The following is a 14,451-nucleotide window of genomic DNA, read 5'->3' as shown; positions in this document are numbered from 1 at the left end:
GGGGCCGCGGGCCGGGTCATCTTCGGTCGGCAAATATCCTCGGGGGTGTGGGGGCAGACAGCCCCCACGCGGCAGCGATCATACAAACTGCTCGCGCATCAGCCGCTCGTCCATGCCGTGGCCGGGGTCGAACAGGATGCGGTGGGCGATGCGCGGCTCGGACCTGACCTCGACCCACAGCACGCGATCGACCTGCCGGGAATCGGCATCGGCCATCACCGGGCGCTTGCGCGGGTCAAGGATGTCAAAGCGCACCACCCCCGACTTGGGCAGGATGGCGCCGCGCCAGCGCCGCGGCCGGAAGGGCGCGATCGCGGTCAGCGCCAGCACGTCGGTGCCCAGCGGCAGGATCGGCCCGCCGGCGGAATAGTTGTAGGCGGTCGACCCGACGGGGGTGGCGATCAGCGCGCCGTCGCAGGTCAGCTCCTCCATCCGCACGCGGCCATTGACGCTCAGTTGCAGCCGCGCGGCCTGGGGGCCGGCGCGCAGCAGGCTGACCTCGTTGATCGCCAGGGCGCGGTATTCGTCCCCGTCCGGCGCCCCAGCCACCATGGACAGCGGGTTGATGACCGTCTCCTCGGCCGCGGCGATCCGCTCGGGCAGGCCGTTCTCGTCATAATCATTCATCAGAAAGCCGACGGTGCCCCGGTTCATGCCATAGACCGGACGGCCGAGATTCTGGCGCAGCACCGACAGCAGGAACCCGTCCCCCCCCAGCGCCACCACCACATCGGCCCGCCCGACGGGCGCCTGCCCATAGCGGTGCATCAGCCGGCCCAGCGCAGAGAGGGCGATCTCGGTCTCGTTGGCGGCGAAATGGATGGCGGTCATGGCGCCAGCTTGCATCCGTCCTGGGCAATGGCAAGGGCGCGGCCGGCGTCGGGCCGGTTTCCCGCACGCCGTTCTGGCACAGCGCCGGCAAAGGCGCTAACAATCGCCCACACCGCCCGGAGGATCCCATGACCGACAGCGCCTTCTTCACCCAGGCCCTTTCCGACCGCGACCCGGAAATCTTCGACGCCATCGGCAAGGAACTGGGCCGCCAGCGCGACGAGATCGAACTGATCGCGTCCGAGAACATCGTCTCGAAAGCCGTGCTCGAGGCGCAGGGCTCGGTCCTGACGAACAAATATGCCGAAGGCTATCCGGGCAAGCGCTATTACGGCGGCTGTCAGTATGTGGACATCGCCGAAACCCTGGCGATCGAGCGGGCCAAGGAGCTGTTCGGCTCCGCCTTCGCCAATGTCCAGCCCAACAGCGGCAGCCAGATGAACCAGGCGGTGTTCCTGGCGCTGCTGCAGCCCGGCGACACCTTCATGGGGCTGGATCTGAATTCGGGCGGGCACCTGACCCATGGCAGCCCGGTGAACATGTCGGGCAAGTGGTTCAACGTGGTCGGCTATGGCGTGCGCCAGCAGGATCAGCGGCTGGACATGGATGACATCCGCGCCAAGGCCCGCGAGCACAAGCCCAAGCTGATCGTCGCAGGCGGCACCGCCTATAGCCGCGTCTGGGACTGGGCCGCCTTCCGCGCCATCGCCGACGAGGTGGGGGCCTGGCTGATGGTGGACATGGCCCATATCGCGGGCCTCGTCGCGGGGGGGGCGCATCCCTCGCCCGTGCCCCATGCCCATGTCGTGACCACGACGACGCACAAGTCGCTGCGCGGCCCGCGTGGCGGCATGATCCTGACCAATGACGCCGACATCGCGAAAAAGATCAACTCGGCGGTGTTCCCCGGCCTGCAGGGCGGACCGCTGATGCATGTGATCGCCGCCAAGGCCGTGGCGTTCAAGGAGGCGCTGGACCCGTCCTTCAAGGATTATGCCGCGCAGGTCGTGACCAATGCCCGCGCGATGGCGGACGAGCTGATGAAGGGCGGCATCGACATCGTGTCGGGCGGCACAGACAACCACCTGTGCCTTGCCGATCTGCGGCCCAAGGGCGTTACCGGCAAGGCGGCCGAGGCGGCGCTGGGCCGCGCGCATATCACCTGCAACAAGAACGGCGTGCCCTTTGATCCCGAAAAGCCCTTCGTGACCTCGGGCATCCGCCTGGGCGCGCCGGCAGGCACGACGCGCGGCTTCAAGGAAGCCGAATTCCGCCAGATCGCCCGCTGGATCGTTCAGGTCGTGGACGGGCTGGCCGCGCATGGCGAGGACGCCAATGCCGCAGTCGAGGCGGCTGTCCGGGACGAGGTGCAGGCCCTCTGCACGCGCTTCCCGCTTTATGCGGGAATGTAGGACGGCGCGGCAGCCCGCCCTTTTCTGACCCTTCCTTGCGCCGGCTGCGCGCTTGCGCAGCAGCCGCCTCGGCACAGAGGCGCAAGGGGCAAGGGGCAAAGGAACCCTGCCGGGGCATGGCCCCGAGCGGCCGCAAGGCGCAGCGCAAAAGGGCGGGCGCCGGGCACTGATGCCCGATACCCGGCGGGCGGCAGTCCGCGCGCCGCAGGGATGCCGCAGGACAGACGCGCAGGCTGCACCGTGCAGGGCGCCGGGCGCATAAGGCAGGGCACCCAAGCTGCGCCCTGCCGGAACTTCAGGCTGCGCGGCGCCGGGCACCCAAGGCAGTTTAGGGGCGGCACGCGCGGCCGGGAACATCGGGCGCAGGCCGCGCGGCGCTGGGCACCCAGCCAGCGCGGCGCGGGGTGCCGAAAACAGGGTAGGCGCGCCAGGCCCGCCCGGAACACCGGGCACAGGCCCCGTGGCGCGGGGCATCCTTTCTAGAACACCGGCCTGCCTTGCGGCGCGCGGCGCTGCAGGCCTGGCGCAAGGCGGGTCCGTGGCAGGGGTGCAGGATGGTGATTGCCCCCTGCCCGGCTGCGGCCTATAATCCTGACAACGTCAGTCAACATCAGGACGGTCGCGCCCGTGGCCCATCTTCGCACCCATGGTACCAGCGGCATTGTCACGCCCCGCTCTGGCGCTGCCGCAGCCGCCCTGCGCCTGCGCGCCGCCGCGTGGGAGATCGAGCTGACCGAACTGCCCGGCCAGATCAGCCTGCGGCTGTGGGGGTGCGATCTGCGGCTGGTGGACGATGCGCTGGGCCTCAGGCTGGTGCTGTCCGGCCCCGAACGGCGGCTGGTCGACACGCTGCGCGACTGCGCCGCCGAAATGATGGCCGAGGCAGGGCTGTCGATCGCCTGGGACCGGGTGGATGCGGGCGCGCTGGCGCCGGGGCTGAGCCTTGCCACCGTGGTCGGGGTGCGCCGCCGCACGCCCTCGTTCTGGCGTGTCAGGCTGGCCGGGCCGGACCTGGAACGGTTCACCCCCGATGCCGGCCTGCATTTCCGCCTGCTGATCCCGCCCGCCGGCCGCGATCCGGTCTGGCCGCGGGTTGCGGCCAGCGGGCGCACCGCCTGGCCCGAGGGGGCCGACAGCCTGCACCGGGCGGTTTATACCCTCTCCGATTGCGGCCGCACGGGCGGGACCGGCTGGATCGAGTTCGACGCCTGCCGCCACAGCCCCAGTCCGACCTGCAACTGGATCGAGGGCGGCGCCCTTGGCAAGACGGTCGGTGTCCTAGGTCCGGGCGGAGGAACCTGCCCGCAGGCGCGGCGCCTGTGGCTTTTCGGGGACGAAACCGCCCTGCCCGCCATCGGCCGGATGCTACCGATGGCACAGGGACAGGCGCGCGCGGTGCTGCGGGCCGAGCCTGCCGACCTGGGCGCGCTGGCGGGCGATGCGCGCGTGACGCGCTGCGATGACCTGCTGGACGCGCTGCTGGGCCACCCCGCCGCCCGCCGGCCGGACGAGGGCGCGCATGTCTGGTTCGCCGGGCGCGCCGACCAGGCCCGCGCCGCCCGCGCCCATCTGCTGGCCTGCGGCTGGAACAAGGCCTCGATCACCTGCGCGGCCTACTGGGGCTGAGGCGCGGACGGGCGCGGGCGCGGCCTCAGGCGGGAACGGCCACGCAGCCGCCGCCGGGGCGGGCCAGCACCTCCATCGGCAGGCCATAGATCGCTTCGAGCGTCCGAGGCCGCATCAGCGCCTCGGGTCCGCCCTGCATGGCCAGCGCGCCGCCCTTCAGCGCCACGACATGATCGCAGAACCGGGCGGCCATGTTGACCTCGTGCAGCACGAGGATGGCGCTGCGCCCCTGCGCGCGGCACATCCGCCGCACCAGGGCTAGCACCTCGACCTGATGGGCGATGTCCAGCGCGCTGATCGGCTCGTCCAGCAGCAGCGTTCCGGCCTGCTGGGCGACCATCATCGCCAGCCAGACGCGCTGGCGCTCGCCCCCCGACAGCGTGTCGACCAGCCGGGCGGCAAAGGCCGCGACGCCGCATTCGGCCATCGCCGCATCGACCGCGGCGCGGTCGGCCGGGCCGAACCGGCCCAGCGCCCCCCGCCAGGGATAGCGGCCCAGCGACACCAGCTCGCGCACCGTCATCCCTTCGGCGGGCGGCGTGGTCTGGGGCAGGAAGGCCAGGCGGCGGGCATAGTCGCGCGCCGGCCAGTCGCCAAGGCCGCGCCCCTCGAACCGCAGGGTGCCGGCGGCGGGGGCGATCTGCCGGGCCAGCACCTTCAGCAGGGTGGACTTGCCCGACCCGTTGTGACCGATCAGCGCCGTCATCGCGCCGCCGGGCAGGTCCAGCGACAGATCCTGCAACAGGCGGCGGCCGGGCACCGCGACGGAAAGGCCGCGGATGGAAAACAGCGGAACGGTCATCGCCGGGCCCCCGTGCGTGTCAGCGTGAAGACAAGCCAGGGCGCCCCGACCAGCGCGGCGAACAGCCCCAGCGGCAGTTCATAGGGAAAGCCCGCCATGCGCGCCCCGAAATCGGCCGCCAGCATCAGCCCCGCCCCGATCAGCGCGGCCCCGGTCAGCTGGTCCGCCGGGCGGGCCAGGCCGATGCGGCGGCCCAGATGCGGCGCGATCAGCCCGACGAAGCTGAGCGGCCCCACCAGCACCGTCGCGGCCCCCGTGGCCAGCCCGGCCAGCACGATCAGCGCCGCCCGCGCGCGGCGCACCGGCAGCCCCAGGCCCAGCGCCACCCCCGCCCCCAGCGGCAGGATGGCCAGCCAGCGCACCGACAGCCGCGCCAGCGCCCACAGGGCCGCCGCGACCGCCGCCAGCGCCAGCGCGCCCCCCATGGTCACGCCCGACGATGTTCCGCCAAGCCAGCCCAGGATGGCAAAGGCGCGCGCATCCCCGCGCGCCATGATCGCCGCCAGCACCGAGGCCGCCAGCGCCGAAACGGCGATCCCCGCCAGCAGCACCCGTTCGGGCGGCATGTCGCGCCGCGTGGCAAAGGCCGTCACCAGCGCCAGCGCCCCGGCCGCGCCCGCCATCGCGCCCCCGGCCAACAGCGCCGGGCCGGGCGCGGCCGCGACCAGCACGACCGCCGCATAGCCCAGCGATGCGCCGCCCGACACGCCCAGCACCTCGGGCGAGGCCAGCGGGTTGGCCGACAGCCGCTGCAGCACCGCGCCGGCCACCGACAGCGCCGCCCCTGCCGCCGCGGCGGCGATCAGCCGTGGCAGGCGCATCGGCAGGAACGCGGCCAATGTGCGGGCATCCAGCACCGCCCAGCCCCCCGGCACGCGCCCGATCGCGGCCAGCACCAGCACCCCCAGCGCGGCCAGCCCGGCAAGGGCCGCCAGCACCCGGCCCGGCCGGGCGGCGCGCGGCGGCGGGCCGTCGCCCGCCTCGGTCCCCGGCGGGGTTGAGCCGCGCAGGCGCCCCAGCAGCGCGATGATCAGCGGCCCGCCGATCAGGCCGGTGACCGCCCCGGTCGGCAGGCTGAGGCCGGCGCCGTCCTCAAGCATCAGCACCAGCCCGTCGGCGAGCGACAGCACCGCCGCCCCCGCCGCCGGGGCCAGCAGCAGCAGCCCCCCGACGCCGCGCGCCCCAAGGCTGCGGGCCAGGGCCGGCCCGGCCAGCCCGGCAAAGGCGATCAGCCCCAGTTCGGCCGAGACGCTGGCGGCAATCCACGCGGCCAGCGCCACCGCCAGGACGCGCACCGCCGCGACATTCAGCCCCAGCCCCCGTGCGCCCTCGGCCCCCAGCGACAGGACCCCCAGCGGGCGCGCCAGCGCCGCCGCCCCGCAGGCGCCCAGCGCCAGCACGGCCGACAGGGCGCGCGCCCCGCTCCAGTCCTGCTGGGTCAATGCGCCGCCGTTCCAGATCACCAGCGACAGCAGGTATTGCCCCTGCGCCAGCGTGACGGCGGTCGCAACGGCCGAGGCGGTCATCCCCACCAGCATCCCCGCGATCACCACCGCGCCGGGCGCAAAGCCGCGCCGCCCCCCGACCGCCAGCACCAGCGCCGCCGCCGCCCCCGCGCCCAGCATCGCCAGCGGCCCGCGCCCGGCCGCGGCCAGCAGGCCCGGCCACAGGATAGTCGCCAGCACCAGCGCCAGCTGCGCCCCCGCCGACAGGCCCAGCGTGGTGGGATCGGCGACCGGGTTGCGCAGGACCGCCTGCAGGATCGCCCCCGACAGGCCCAGCGCGGCGCCCGCGACCAGCGCCACCACGCCGCGCGGCATCAGGCCGAACCCCAGCAGGATCTGGTCCACCGACATCGCGGCCGGCTCCAGCGGCCATGACGGCCAGTCCGCCCAGGGCAGCAGCCGCAGCGCCGCCGCCAGCCACAGGCCCCCCCCGCCCGCCAGCATCAGCGTCACGACCAGCCAGGCCCGGCGCGGGATCATGCGGGCACCAGCGCGCCCGCCAGCGCCTCGGCAAAGCGCAGCGCCGCCGGCGCGCCGCCAAAGGCGTTAACCTCGGGCAGCTGATGGACACGGCCGGCGGCGACCTGTGGCAGGCGCCGCCACAGGACCGATCGGTCCAGCCCCGTGCGCGCCTCGGGCGGCACCTGGCCCATGATGACCAGCCGCGCCTCGGGCAGGTCGGCCAGGGCCTCGATGGGAACGGGGGCGAGAAAGCTGAAGCGGGTGGCTCCGGTCCAGGCATTGGTCAGGCCCAGCCGCGCCAGCGCCGATCCGAACAGGCTGTCATCGCCGAACACCCGCATGTGCCGCGCATCCCCGATGCTGACGATCGCGACCGGCCGGTCCGCCGCCGCGCTCAGCCGCCGGCGCAGCCGGTCCAGCCGCGCCTCGGCCTCGGCCTGGGCGCGCGCGCCCGCGGCCGGATCGCCCACCGCGCGGGCCAGGATGTCCAGCGCCGCGAGCGCGCGGGGCAAGGGCGGCACCCCCGGCTCGAAGAAGGACAGCGACAGGACCGGGGCGATCCGGCGAAAGCGCGCCTCGTTCCCGGCATAATAGGGCGAACTGAGGATCAGCGCGGGGCGCACCAGTTGCAGCAGCTCGACATTGGGCGCGCCGCGCAGGCCCAGATCGACCACCCCGTCGGGAATCATGGGGGTCACCGCCTCGACGCGGTAACGCAAAAGCTCGCAGGCGGCGGCGGGCATGTGCCCGATCGCCGCCGCGGTTTCCAGCATCGCCCAGTCGATCGCCGCCAGCCGCACCGGCCCGCCCGCCGATGCCCGCAGCCGCGCCGGGGCGCCCGCCAGCATCGCCGCCCCGACCGCCGCCCCGATCGCCCCGCGGCGCGTGACCGGGCCGGCCGTCACCACCGCGTTGCGACCCGCGCCGTGATCGTCCGCCCCTCGCCGTAATAGCAGCCGTAATAGCTGCAGGTGGCCAGATAGTCCTTGTCGGTCAGGTTCTGCACGTTGAGCGATGCGGCCAGCCGCCCGCGTTCATAGCTCGCGCCCATGTCCAGCAGGGTCACGCCGCCCAGCATGTGGGCGTTCGCGGCATCCGCGCGCTCGCCCAGATACCTTGCGCCCAGGCCGACCGTCCCGCCATTGCCGAAATCGTGGTCGGCCCACAGGCTGGCCAGGTGCCGGGGGGCGTTCGGCATCGGCTGGCCGACATTGGCGCCGCCAAGCTGTTCGGTGTCGTTATAGGCGTAGGATGCCTTCAGCTTCCATGCGGCGCCGATCTCGGCAGTGCCCTCCAGTTCGACCCCGCGCGAACGCACCTCGCCGATGTCGTTGTAGAGATAGGCGTTGCTGCCCGCGTCATAGCCCGCCCACTGCGCCACGTTCTTCTGGCGCAGGTCATAGACGGCGGCGGTCAGCAGGCCCGGAAAGGCGGCGGGTTCGTATTTCACCCCGACCTCGACCTGACGGCTGCGCAGGGGCCTGAGCGCCTGTTTCCCGGTGGTCAGGCCGGTCTGCGGCTCGAACCCCGTGGCAAGGCTCAGATAGGGCATGACCCCTTGCGCGGTGCGATAGCCGATGCTGGCGCGGCCGGTCACGGCCTGCTCGTCATAGGCCGCGGCGATGCCGTATTGCTCGCCCGTCTGTTCGGCCCGGTCATGGCGCAGCGCCAGCGTGCCGCGCCAGGGGCCGGCCTCGATCTCGTCCTGGGCGTAGATCCCGGTTTCCTTCAGCGTCGCATCGGTGCGCGAGGGCGCCGGCAGGGCCGGCATCGCGGTGCGTGCGCCGATATCGGCGCGGCCGATCGGCAGGGTGCCGCTGATCTGGCTTGTCTCGTCAGCCTCATGGTGCTTGAGGTCCAGCCCGAACAGCAGGCGGTGGACCATGGCCCCCGCCGTCACCTCGCCCGCGAGGCGGGTGTCGAGGCTGATCGTGCGGCTATCCTCGCCCTGCCTTGAAATGCCGCGCAGGATCGAGCCGTCATCGGCAAGGCCGGTCGAGACATAGCTGCCCTGATAGGCCCAGTTCAGGCTTTCATACCGAAAGCCCTGCTGAAGCGTCCAGCCGCCCCCGAACTCGTGGCTCGTCTCCACGCCAAGGCTCCACATCTCGCGGTCCGACCGGTCCCAGCCGGGCATGGCAAGGTTCAGCTTGCGCAGATCCCTGCCGTCCTCGGCCTGGGCAAGCCCGTAGGGCACGCCCACCGGGGTGATAGGCGAATCCTTGGTATAGGACAGCAGCACATCCACCGTCGTCAGATCATCCGGCGACCAGCGCAGCGCCCCGGCGAGATAGCCCCGCTCGTTGTTCACGTCCTCGATCTGCTGGCGCGTGTCGCCGATGATCCCCGTCAGGCGCATCGCCAGCCGGTCGGACGGGGCCTTGTTCACGTCGAAAAACAGCCGGCTGCTGCCATGCGAGCCATAGCCGATCCCCGCCTCGCCGAAGTCGTGATCCTGGGCGCGCTTCTGCACCTGGTTGACGATGCCCGCGGGCGAGCCGGACCCGTAGAGAGCCGAGGCCGGGCCGCGCACGATCTCGACCTGCTGCATGCCGTAAAGCTCATAGGCGACGCCGCCGAAATAGCGCCCCTGCCGCAGGCCGTTCACATACTGCGCCCGCGCCCCGTCAAAGCCGCGCACCACCGGATTGTCAAAGCGCAGGTCGCCCCCATAGGCCTGGGGCACCACCCCGGCGCTGTAGGACAGCGCCTCGCCCAGCGTGCGCGCGCCCTGGTCCCTGGCCTGATCGACGGTGATGACCGACACGGACTGCTGCGCCTCGGCCACGGGGGTGTCGGACTTGGTGGCGGCCTGGGCCTGGGTGCCGACATAGCCTTCCGCCTGCACGCTGGCATCGGTGGTTGCGGTCAGCACCACGGTGTCCAGCGTCACGGCCGCGGCGGATGCGCGATCGGACGGGGCAGCCGCCTGCTGCGCCATGGCATGCGGAACCGCCAGCAGGCTGCCCCCCGCCAGCAGGAGAGAGCGCGTCAGGCGGCGGCGGAAATCATTCATCATCTGGGCCTTTCAGGACAGCATGGCGGGTGGGACCGCGGCGAAGGACGGGGGCGGCCGGGCGCAGACCGGCGCGGCGCCGCGCCCCCAGGGGGATGGATGGCGCGGCGGCAGGCGGCAGGCCGTCACCTCATCTGGATGGAAATGGGCTGGTTGAACGTGCTTGCCCGCCCGTCGGGGGGCGGGGGCAGGCGCGGCAGCCGGGCCGCCTGGCGGCTGAGGGCGGCATCGACACGGGCATCGCCCGAGCCGCGGACCAGCCGCGCCGCGGTCGTGCCGTCCGGCTGCACGGTGACGGCCAGCATCACGCCGAAGGTGCCCCGCGCGCCCGGCAGGCGGGTGCGGCGCATATGGGCGGTGATGCGCGCGCCCGCGCTCGCCTGCCAAGACTGCATCGCGCCGGCCGTCCGCCCCGCGCCTTCGGCGGCAGGGCGGGCTGTGCCGCGCGACGGGGCGCCAGCGCCAGGGCGGGCCTGCCCGGCGGGCGCGCCAGCGGCGGCCCGGCCTTCCTTTGCCGTCCTGACGGACCTGGCCGGTTCGGCCTTGGGCTGATCGCCCTTGGGCTGATCGGGCCTCGGCCTGTCGGGCCTGGGCTTTTCTGCCCTGGGCTTGTCCTGCCTGGGCCGTTCGGCCCTTGGTTTTTCCGGCCGGGGCGCCTCGGCCTTTTTCTCGGCGCGGGCCGGCTGGGCCTTTGGCTCGGGGCGCGGCTTTGGATTGGGCGCGGGCGGGGCCAGCGCGGCGAAATCGGGCGGCGGCAGCGGCACCACCGGAGGGGGCACGAAATCGGGGGCTGGCGGCGGCGGCGCAAGGGCGGCCGGGTCGGGCGGCGGCAGCGGGCTGATCGGCGGCATGGCAGGATCGGGCGCGGGCAGCGCATCGGAGGGGGGCGGTGACTGGGGCTGGGCTGCAGCCTGTGAAGGCGCGGGCGGGGGGGGCGGCAAAACGGCCGCCGCGCCAGCCATGTCCCCGGCCCGGTCAGCCGGCAGGCCCTGGGGGCGGGATGGTTCGGGCGCGGCAGCCAGTTCGATCTCGATCGCCTCGGGCGGGGCGGGCAACGGCTCGACAGGGCGGCGCATCGCCCATGCCGCCGCCGCGACATGGGCCGAGGCGACCACCGCCCCCACCGCCCCCCACAGGGCGATGCGCGCAGGGGCGCGCATGCTCACGGCTGCGCAGCAGGCGCGGCGGCGGCGGGGCCGGCCGCATCGGCAGGCGCCGCGGGGCGCGGCAGCCCGGCGGCGGGCCGGACCAAGGCGGGCGCGGGCGCCGCCGCGGGCAGCGGCACCGCGCCGGGGGGCGCGCCGGAGGGATCCAGCCCCACCAGCGCGATCCTGAGATAGCCGGCATCGCGCAGCGCGTTCATCACCCCCATCAGATCGCCATAGGCAAGCGCCCTGTCCGCCCGCAGGAAGATGCGCGCCTCGTGATCGCCCCCTGCCGCCGCATCGAGGGCGGCGCCCAGCGCCTCTGGCGCGACGGGATCATTGCCCAGCGACAGCGACAGGTCAGGCCCCACCGACAGCCAGATGGGCGCATCCGGGCGCTGGGCCGCGGGGGCGTTGGATACCGGCAGGTCCACGTTCACGTCCACCGTCGCCAGCGGCGCGGCCACCATGAAGATGATCAGCAGCACCAGCATCACGTCGATGAAGGGCGTGACGTTGATCTCGTGCGCCTCGGCCAGATCGTCCTCGCCCATCAGCCCGCCCGCCATCGCCTCAGACCCTTTCGCCGGCGGCGGCGCGGTCAAGATCGCGGCTGACCAGCCGCTCGATCCCTGCGGCCGTTTCGGCCAGTTGCAGGCGATAGCCCCCGATCGCGCGGGCGAACAGGTTGTAGATCACCACCGCCGGGATCGCCGCCACAAGGCCCAGCGCCGTCGCCAGCAGCGCCTCGGCAATGCCGGGGGCGACGACGGCCAGGTTGGTCGTCTGCGCGCGCGAGATGCCGATGAAGCTGTTCATGATGCCCCAGACCGTCCCGAACAGCCCCACGAAGGGCGCTGTCGATCCGATGGTGGCCAGCAGCCCGGTGCCGCGCGCCATCTGCCGCGCCGCCCGCGCCTGCGCCTGCGCCAGATGCGAGGCGATGCGCCCCTGCACCCCTTGCGCGGCAAGGCCGGCCGAGCGGTTCATCTCGCGCGCGACGGCGCGCAGCATCCGCGCCTCAGCGGCCCCCCTGCCCGCGCCCGTCCCGCTTGCGCCCGCCAGCGCCGCGCGCAGGCTGCCCGCCGCCTCGATCCGCGCCACCGCCCGCCGCGCGGCTGCCATGGCCAGGGCCAGCTCGGCCAGCTTGACGACGAGGATGGTCCAGGTGACGACCGAGGCGAAGGCCAGCCCCGTCATCACCGCCCTGACCACGATATCGGCCTGCCGGAACATGCCCAAGGGCGACAGATCATGCGGCAGCAGCGCCGAAGGCACCTGCGCCGCCGCCCCGCCAGCCGCCGCGACCGTCAGGACAGCGGCGCAGAGGAACCGCCCGGGCACATTGCGGATGCGGCGCAGAGCCTGCGAAATTGGCATGGGGCGATCCTCGGCTGTCAGACGATGCCCCGGGCCGCTGGCCTTGTTCGGGCCGGGGATTTCGGCAAGTCCTTAAGCTGACAGAAATGCTATGGCAATACCCGCAAGGCCCTGGGCGGCCGCTTTCCCATGCGGGCTATTGCGAAACAAACTTTCGAGCCATAGCATTTTATTGAAACGGAGTTTCGCGCACCAAGGGGAGGGGACAATGGCGAAAGTGGCACTGGTGACGGGCGGATCGCGCGGGATCGGCGCGGCGATATCAAGGGCGCTCAGGGATGCCGGCTATCAGGTCGCGGCCAATTATGCCGGCAACGACGATGCCGCCAGGGCCTTCACCGAGGAAACCGGCATCAAGACCTACAAATGGTCGGTCGCTGATTACGACGCCTGCGCGGCCGGCGTGCGGCAGATCGAGGCCGAGATCGGCCCGGTGGACATCCTGGTCAACAATGCCGGCATCACCCGCGACGGGATGTTCCACAAGATGACCCCCCAGCAGTGGAAGGAGGTCATCGACACCAACCTGACCGGCGTCTTCAACATGACGCATAATGTCTGGGGCGGGATGCGCGATCGCAAATTCGGGCGCATCATCACCATCAGTTCGGTGAACGGGCAGAAGGGCCAGGCGGGCCAGGCCAACTATTCCGCCGCCAAGGCCGGCGACATCGGCTTCAGCCGCGCGCTGGCGCAGGAAGGCGCGCGGGCGGGCATCACCGTGAATGTGGTGGCCCCCGGCTATATCGGGACAGAGATGGTCCGCGCCATCGACGAAAAGGTGCTGAACGAACGCATCATCCCGCAGATCCCCGTCGGCCGCCTGGGCGAGCCGGAAGAGATCGCCCGCTGCGTGGTGTTCCTTGCCTCGGACGATGCGGGGTTCATCTCGGGCTCGACGCTCAGCGCCAACGGGGCGCAGTTCTTCGCCTGATCGCGGCAGGGCCGCAAAGACAAGCGCCCGCGGCCTTTCCCGCGGGCGTTCTGCAACAAAGGCTGCGCCCTGGCGGGACGCAGCACAGGGCGCGGCGTCAGTGCGACAGGCGCTCGATCTCCTCCTTCAGCCGCAGCTTTTCCTTCTTCATCGCGGCGATGGCGATGTCATCGGTGCCGGGCAGGCGCTGCGCGCGCTCGACCTCGTCCGACAGGTGCTGGTGCTTTTTGCGAAGTTCTGCAACGTGCGACTGAACCGACATCTTCGTCTCCTGTTCTGGTACCCACTGTCACAACTGCATCATATCCGCACCAGCCTGTCACCTGAATCCTGACTTCCCAGGTCGATTGCGGCGCCGGCGCGCAGGATTGCCTGCGCGGCAGGCGTCAGATCCTCTCCATCGGCCGCATGTGCCTCATTCTGATGCAGCACAAGGGGGGAAAGCAGCCGCAGCGGCCCGCGCGATCCCTTGCGCGCGCCGATGATCACCCGGCCCGCATCGCGCCCCCGCCGCGCCGCCAGCGGCAGGATCGCCGCGGCGCCGGCCCGCCCGGCCAGCGCCGCCAGGATGCGGTCAAGCGCCTCGGCCCGGTGGATCAGCGTCAGCATGCCCCCCGGCACCAGGCGGCGCAGGCCGGCATCGATCCATGCCTCGAGCGGGGTGTCCTCGTGCCGCGCGGCGGCGCGGGCCGGGTCGGGCGCCGCAGTCCCCGCCGCGAAGAAGGGCGGGTTGGCGATGACATGGTCAAAGCTTTCGGCCCGCAGCCCGGCAGGCAGCGCCGCGATGTCGGCGGCAAGGATGCGGGCCGCGACGCCGTTGGCGGCCGCGTTGTGGCGGGCCAGATCAGCCATGCCGGGATGACGCTCGATGCCGGTCAGGGCCAGCCCCGGCACACGCGAGGCCAGGCACAGCAGCGCCGCCCCCGCCCCGCAGCCCAGCTCGATCACGCGCTGGCCGCCTTGCGCCGGGCATGCGGCCGCCAGCATCACCGCATCGGCCCCCGCCCGATAGCCCGCCGCCGGCTGGCGCAGCACCAGCCGGCCGCCCAGGAAGCGGTCGTCGCGGGTGCCGGTCACCCGATGCCCGCCTCGCGCAGCACCGCGCTGGCGATGAAATGATCGCGGTCCGCGACCATCAGCCGGCGCGGCAGTATGCCCAGCGAGCCTTCCAGCACGCTCATGTGCCGGTCGAACTCGAAACAGGCGATTCCCTCGCCGTCCAGCAGGTCCATGGCGCGGGCGATGGTCAGCGGATCGGTGGTGCGCAGCAACTCTCTCATGACGGGGGCAGGCTAGGGCGCGGTTGCGAAACTGTCCACGCCGTGGCAAGGGCAGCAC

14 protein-coding genes are annotated in these 14,451 nt (G+C 72.6%); 3 read left to right on the top strand and 11 right to left on the bottom strand.

Annotated features, from left to right (window positions below; all coding sequences use genetic code 11):
* Nucleotides 1-78: 78 nt before the first annotated feature.
* Nucleotides 79-831: an NAD kinase gene (locus B0A89_RS08580; protein WP_085377780.1), complete on the bottom strand. Its 753-nt coding sequence runs from the start codon at nucleotides 829-831 to the stop codon at nucleotides 79-81.
* Between the two features lie 128 nt (nucleotides 832-959).
* On the opposite strand from B0A89_RS08580, the gene glyA reads away from it, so the two are divergent.
* Together glyA and B0A89_RS08570 are read left to right on the top strand one after the other, a co-directional pair.
* Nucleotides 960-2,243, top strand: a complete 1,284-nt coding sequence (gene glyA, locus B0A89_RS08575) for a serine hydroxymethyltransferase (protein WP_085377779.1) — start codon at nucleotides 960-962, stop codon at nucleotides 2,241-2,243.
* A gap of 627 nt (nucleotides 2,244-2,870) precedes the next feature.
* Complete coding sequence (locus B0A89_RS08570) at nucleotides 2,871-3,869, top strand: siderophore-interacting protein (RefSeq protein WP_157115292.1); 999 nt, start codon at nucleotides 2,871-2,873, stop codon at nucleotides 3,867-3,869.
* Nucleotides 3,870-3,894: 25 nt separating this feature from the next.
* On the opposite strand, the gene B0A89_RS08565 is transcribed toward B0A89_RS08570, so the two are convergent.
* The 7 genes from B0A89_RS08565 to exbB form a co-directional block, all read right to left on the bottom strand.
* Nucleotides 3,895-4,671 carry an ABC transporter ATP-binding protein gene (locus tag B0A89_RS08565; protein ID WP_085377778.1) on the bottom strand — a complete coding sequence of 259 codons (777 nt, stop codon included), beginning with the start codon at nucleotides 4,669-4,671 and terminating at the stop codon, nucleotides 3,895-3,897.
* The gene (gene fhuB, locus B0A89_RS08560) at nucleotides 4,668-6,656 is read right to left on the bottom strand and encodes a Fe(3+)-hydroxamate ABC transporter permease FhuB (protein WP_085377777.1); all 1,989 of its coding nucleotides are present in this window, start codon (nucleotides 6,654-6,656) and stop codon (nucleotides 4,668-4,670) included. Before fhuB ends, B0A89_RS08565 begins: the two co-directional genes overlap by 4 nt.
* Entirely contained in the window at nucleotides 6,653-7,546 is an 894-nt protein-coding gene (locus tag B0A89_RS08555; RefSeq protein WP_085377776.1) for an ABC transporter substrate-binding protein, read from the bottom strand. The genes fhuB and B0A89_RS08555 overlap by 4 nt, the downstream gene beginning before the upstream one ends.
* Nucleotides 7,540-9,657, bottom strand: a complete 2,118-nt coding sequence (locus B0A89_RS08550; RefSeq protein ID WP_240558475.1) for a TonB-dependent siderophore receptor — start codon at nucleotides 9,655-9,657, stop codon at nucleotides 7,540-7,542. Before B0A89_RS08550 ends, B0A89_RS08555 begins: the two co-directional genes overlap by 7 nt.
* 122 nt (nucleotides 9,658-9,779) lie before the next feature.
* A complete protein-coding gene (locus B0A89_RS08545) occupies nucleotides 9,780-10,814 on the bottom strand; it encodes a TonB C-terminal domain-containing protein (protein ID WP_085377775.1) in 1,035 nt (344 codons plus the stop codon).
* Between the two features lie 2 nt (nucleotides 10,815-10,816).
* Nucleotides 10,817-11,368 (bottom strand): TonB system transport protein ExbD, encoded by a 552-nt coding sequence (gene exbD, locus B0A89_RS08540; RefSeq protein ID WP_085377774.1) that lies wholly within the window; start codon nucleotides 11,366-11,368, stop codon nucleotides 10,817-10,819.
* Between the two features lie 4 nt (nucleotides 11,369-11,372).
* Nucleotides 11,373-12,179 carry a tonB-system energizer ExbB gene (gene exbB, locus B0A89_RS08535; protein WP_085377773.1) on the bottom strand — a complete coding sequence of 269 codons (807 nt, stop codon included), beginning with the start codon at nucleotides 12,177-12,179 and terminating at the stop codon, nucleotides 11,373-11,375.
* Nucleotides 12,180-12,387: 208 nt separating this feature from the next.
* On the opposite strand from exbB, the gene phbB reads away from it, so the two are divergent.
* Entirely contained in the window at nucleotides 12,388-13,113 is a 726-nt protein-coding gene (phbB, locus tag B0A89_RS08530; RefSeq protein ID WP_085377772.1) for an acetoacetyl-CoA reductase, read from the top strand.
* A gap of 97 nt (nucleotides 13,114-13,210) precedes the next feature.
* Here the strand turns inward: phbB and B0A89_RS08525 are convergent, their stop codons facing one another.
* From B0A89_RS08525 to B0A89_RS08515, 3 genes are read right to left on the bottom strand one after another with little or no spacing between them, the layout of a single operon-like run.
* Nucleotides 13,211-13,375 carry a YdcH family protein gene (locus B0A89_RS08525; RefSeq protein WP_085377771.1) on the bottom strand — a complete coding sequence of 55 codons (165 nt, stop codon included), beginning with the start codon at nucleotides 13,373-13,375 and terminating at the stop codon, nucleotides 13,211-13,213.
* A 38-nt stretch (nucleotides 13,376-13,413) separates the two neighbouring features.
* Entirely contained in the window at nucleotides 13,414-14,190 is a 777-nt protein-coding gene (locus B0A89_RS08520; protein ID WP_240558474.1) for a tRNA1(Val) (adenine(37)-N6)-methyltransferase, read from the bottom strand.
* On the bottom strand, nucleotides 14,187-14,393 hold the full coding sequence (locus tag B0A89_RS08515) for a putative signal transducing protein (RefSeq protein ID WP_085377770.1): 207 nt from the start codon (nucleotides 14,391-14,393) through the stop codon (nucleotides 14,187-14,189). The genes B0A89_RS08520 and B0A89_RS08515 overlap by 4 nt, the downstream gene beginning before the upstream one ends.
* Nucleotides 14,394-14,451 lie beyond the last annotated feature (58 nt).

The sequence above is a fragment of the Paracoccus contaminans genome (genome assembly GCF_002105555.1).
Taxonomy (GTDB): Bacteria; Pseudomonadota; Alphaproteobacteria; order Rhodobacterales; family Rhodobacteraceae; genus Paracoccus; species Paracoccus contaminans.
This window is presented reverse-complemented; position numbering and strand designations above follow the sequence as displayed.

Coding starts and splice junctions, on each gene's coding strand:
- B0A89_RS08580 (WP_085377780.1), bottom strand. CDS start 831: ATGACCGCCATCCATTTCGCCGCCAACGAGACCGAGATCGCCCTCTCT.
- B0A89_RS08565 (WP_085377778.1), bottom strand. CDS start 4,671: ATGACCGTTCCGCTGTTTTCCATCCGCGGCCTTTCCGTCGCGGTGCCC.
- fhuB (WP_085377777.1), bottom strand. CDS start 6,656: ATGATCCCGCGCCGGGCCTGGCTGGTCGTGACGCTGATGCTGGCGGGC.
- B0A89_RS08545 (WP_085377775.1), bottom strand. CDS start 10,814: ATGCGCGCCCCTGCGCGCATCGCCCTGTGGGGGGCGGTGGGGGCGGTG.
- exbB (WP_085377773.1), bottom strand. CDS start 12,179: ATGCCAATTTCGCAGGCTCTGCGCCGCATCCGCAATGTGCCCGGGCGG.
- B0A89_RS08550 (WP_240558475.1), bottom strand. CDS start 9,657: ATGATGAATGATTTCCGCCGCCGCCTGACGCGCTCTCTCCTGCTGGCG.
- exbD (WP_085377774.1), bottom strand. CDS start 11,368: ATGGCGGGCGGGCTGATGGGCGAGGACGATCTGGCCGAGGCGCACGAG.
- B0A89_RS08515 (WP_085377770.1), bottom strand. CDS start 14,393: ATGAGAGAGTTGCTGCGCACCACCGATCCGCTGACCATCGCCCGCGCC.
- glyA (WP_085377779.1), top strand. CDS start 960: ATGACCGACAGCGCCTTCTTCACCCAGGCCCTTTCCGACCGCGACCCG.
- B0A89_RS08525 (WP_085377771.1), bottom strand. CDS start 13,375: ATGTCGGTTCAGTCGCACGTTGCAGAACTTCGCAAAAAGCACCAGCAC.
- phbB (WP_085377772.1), top strand. CDS start 12,388: ATGGCGAAAGTGGCACTGGTGACGGGCGGATCGCGCGGGATCGGCGCG.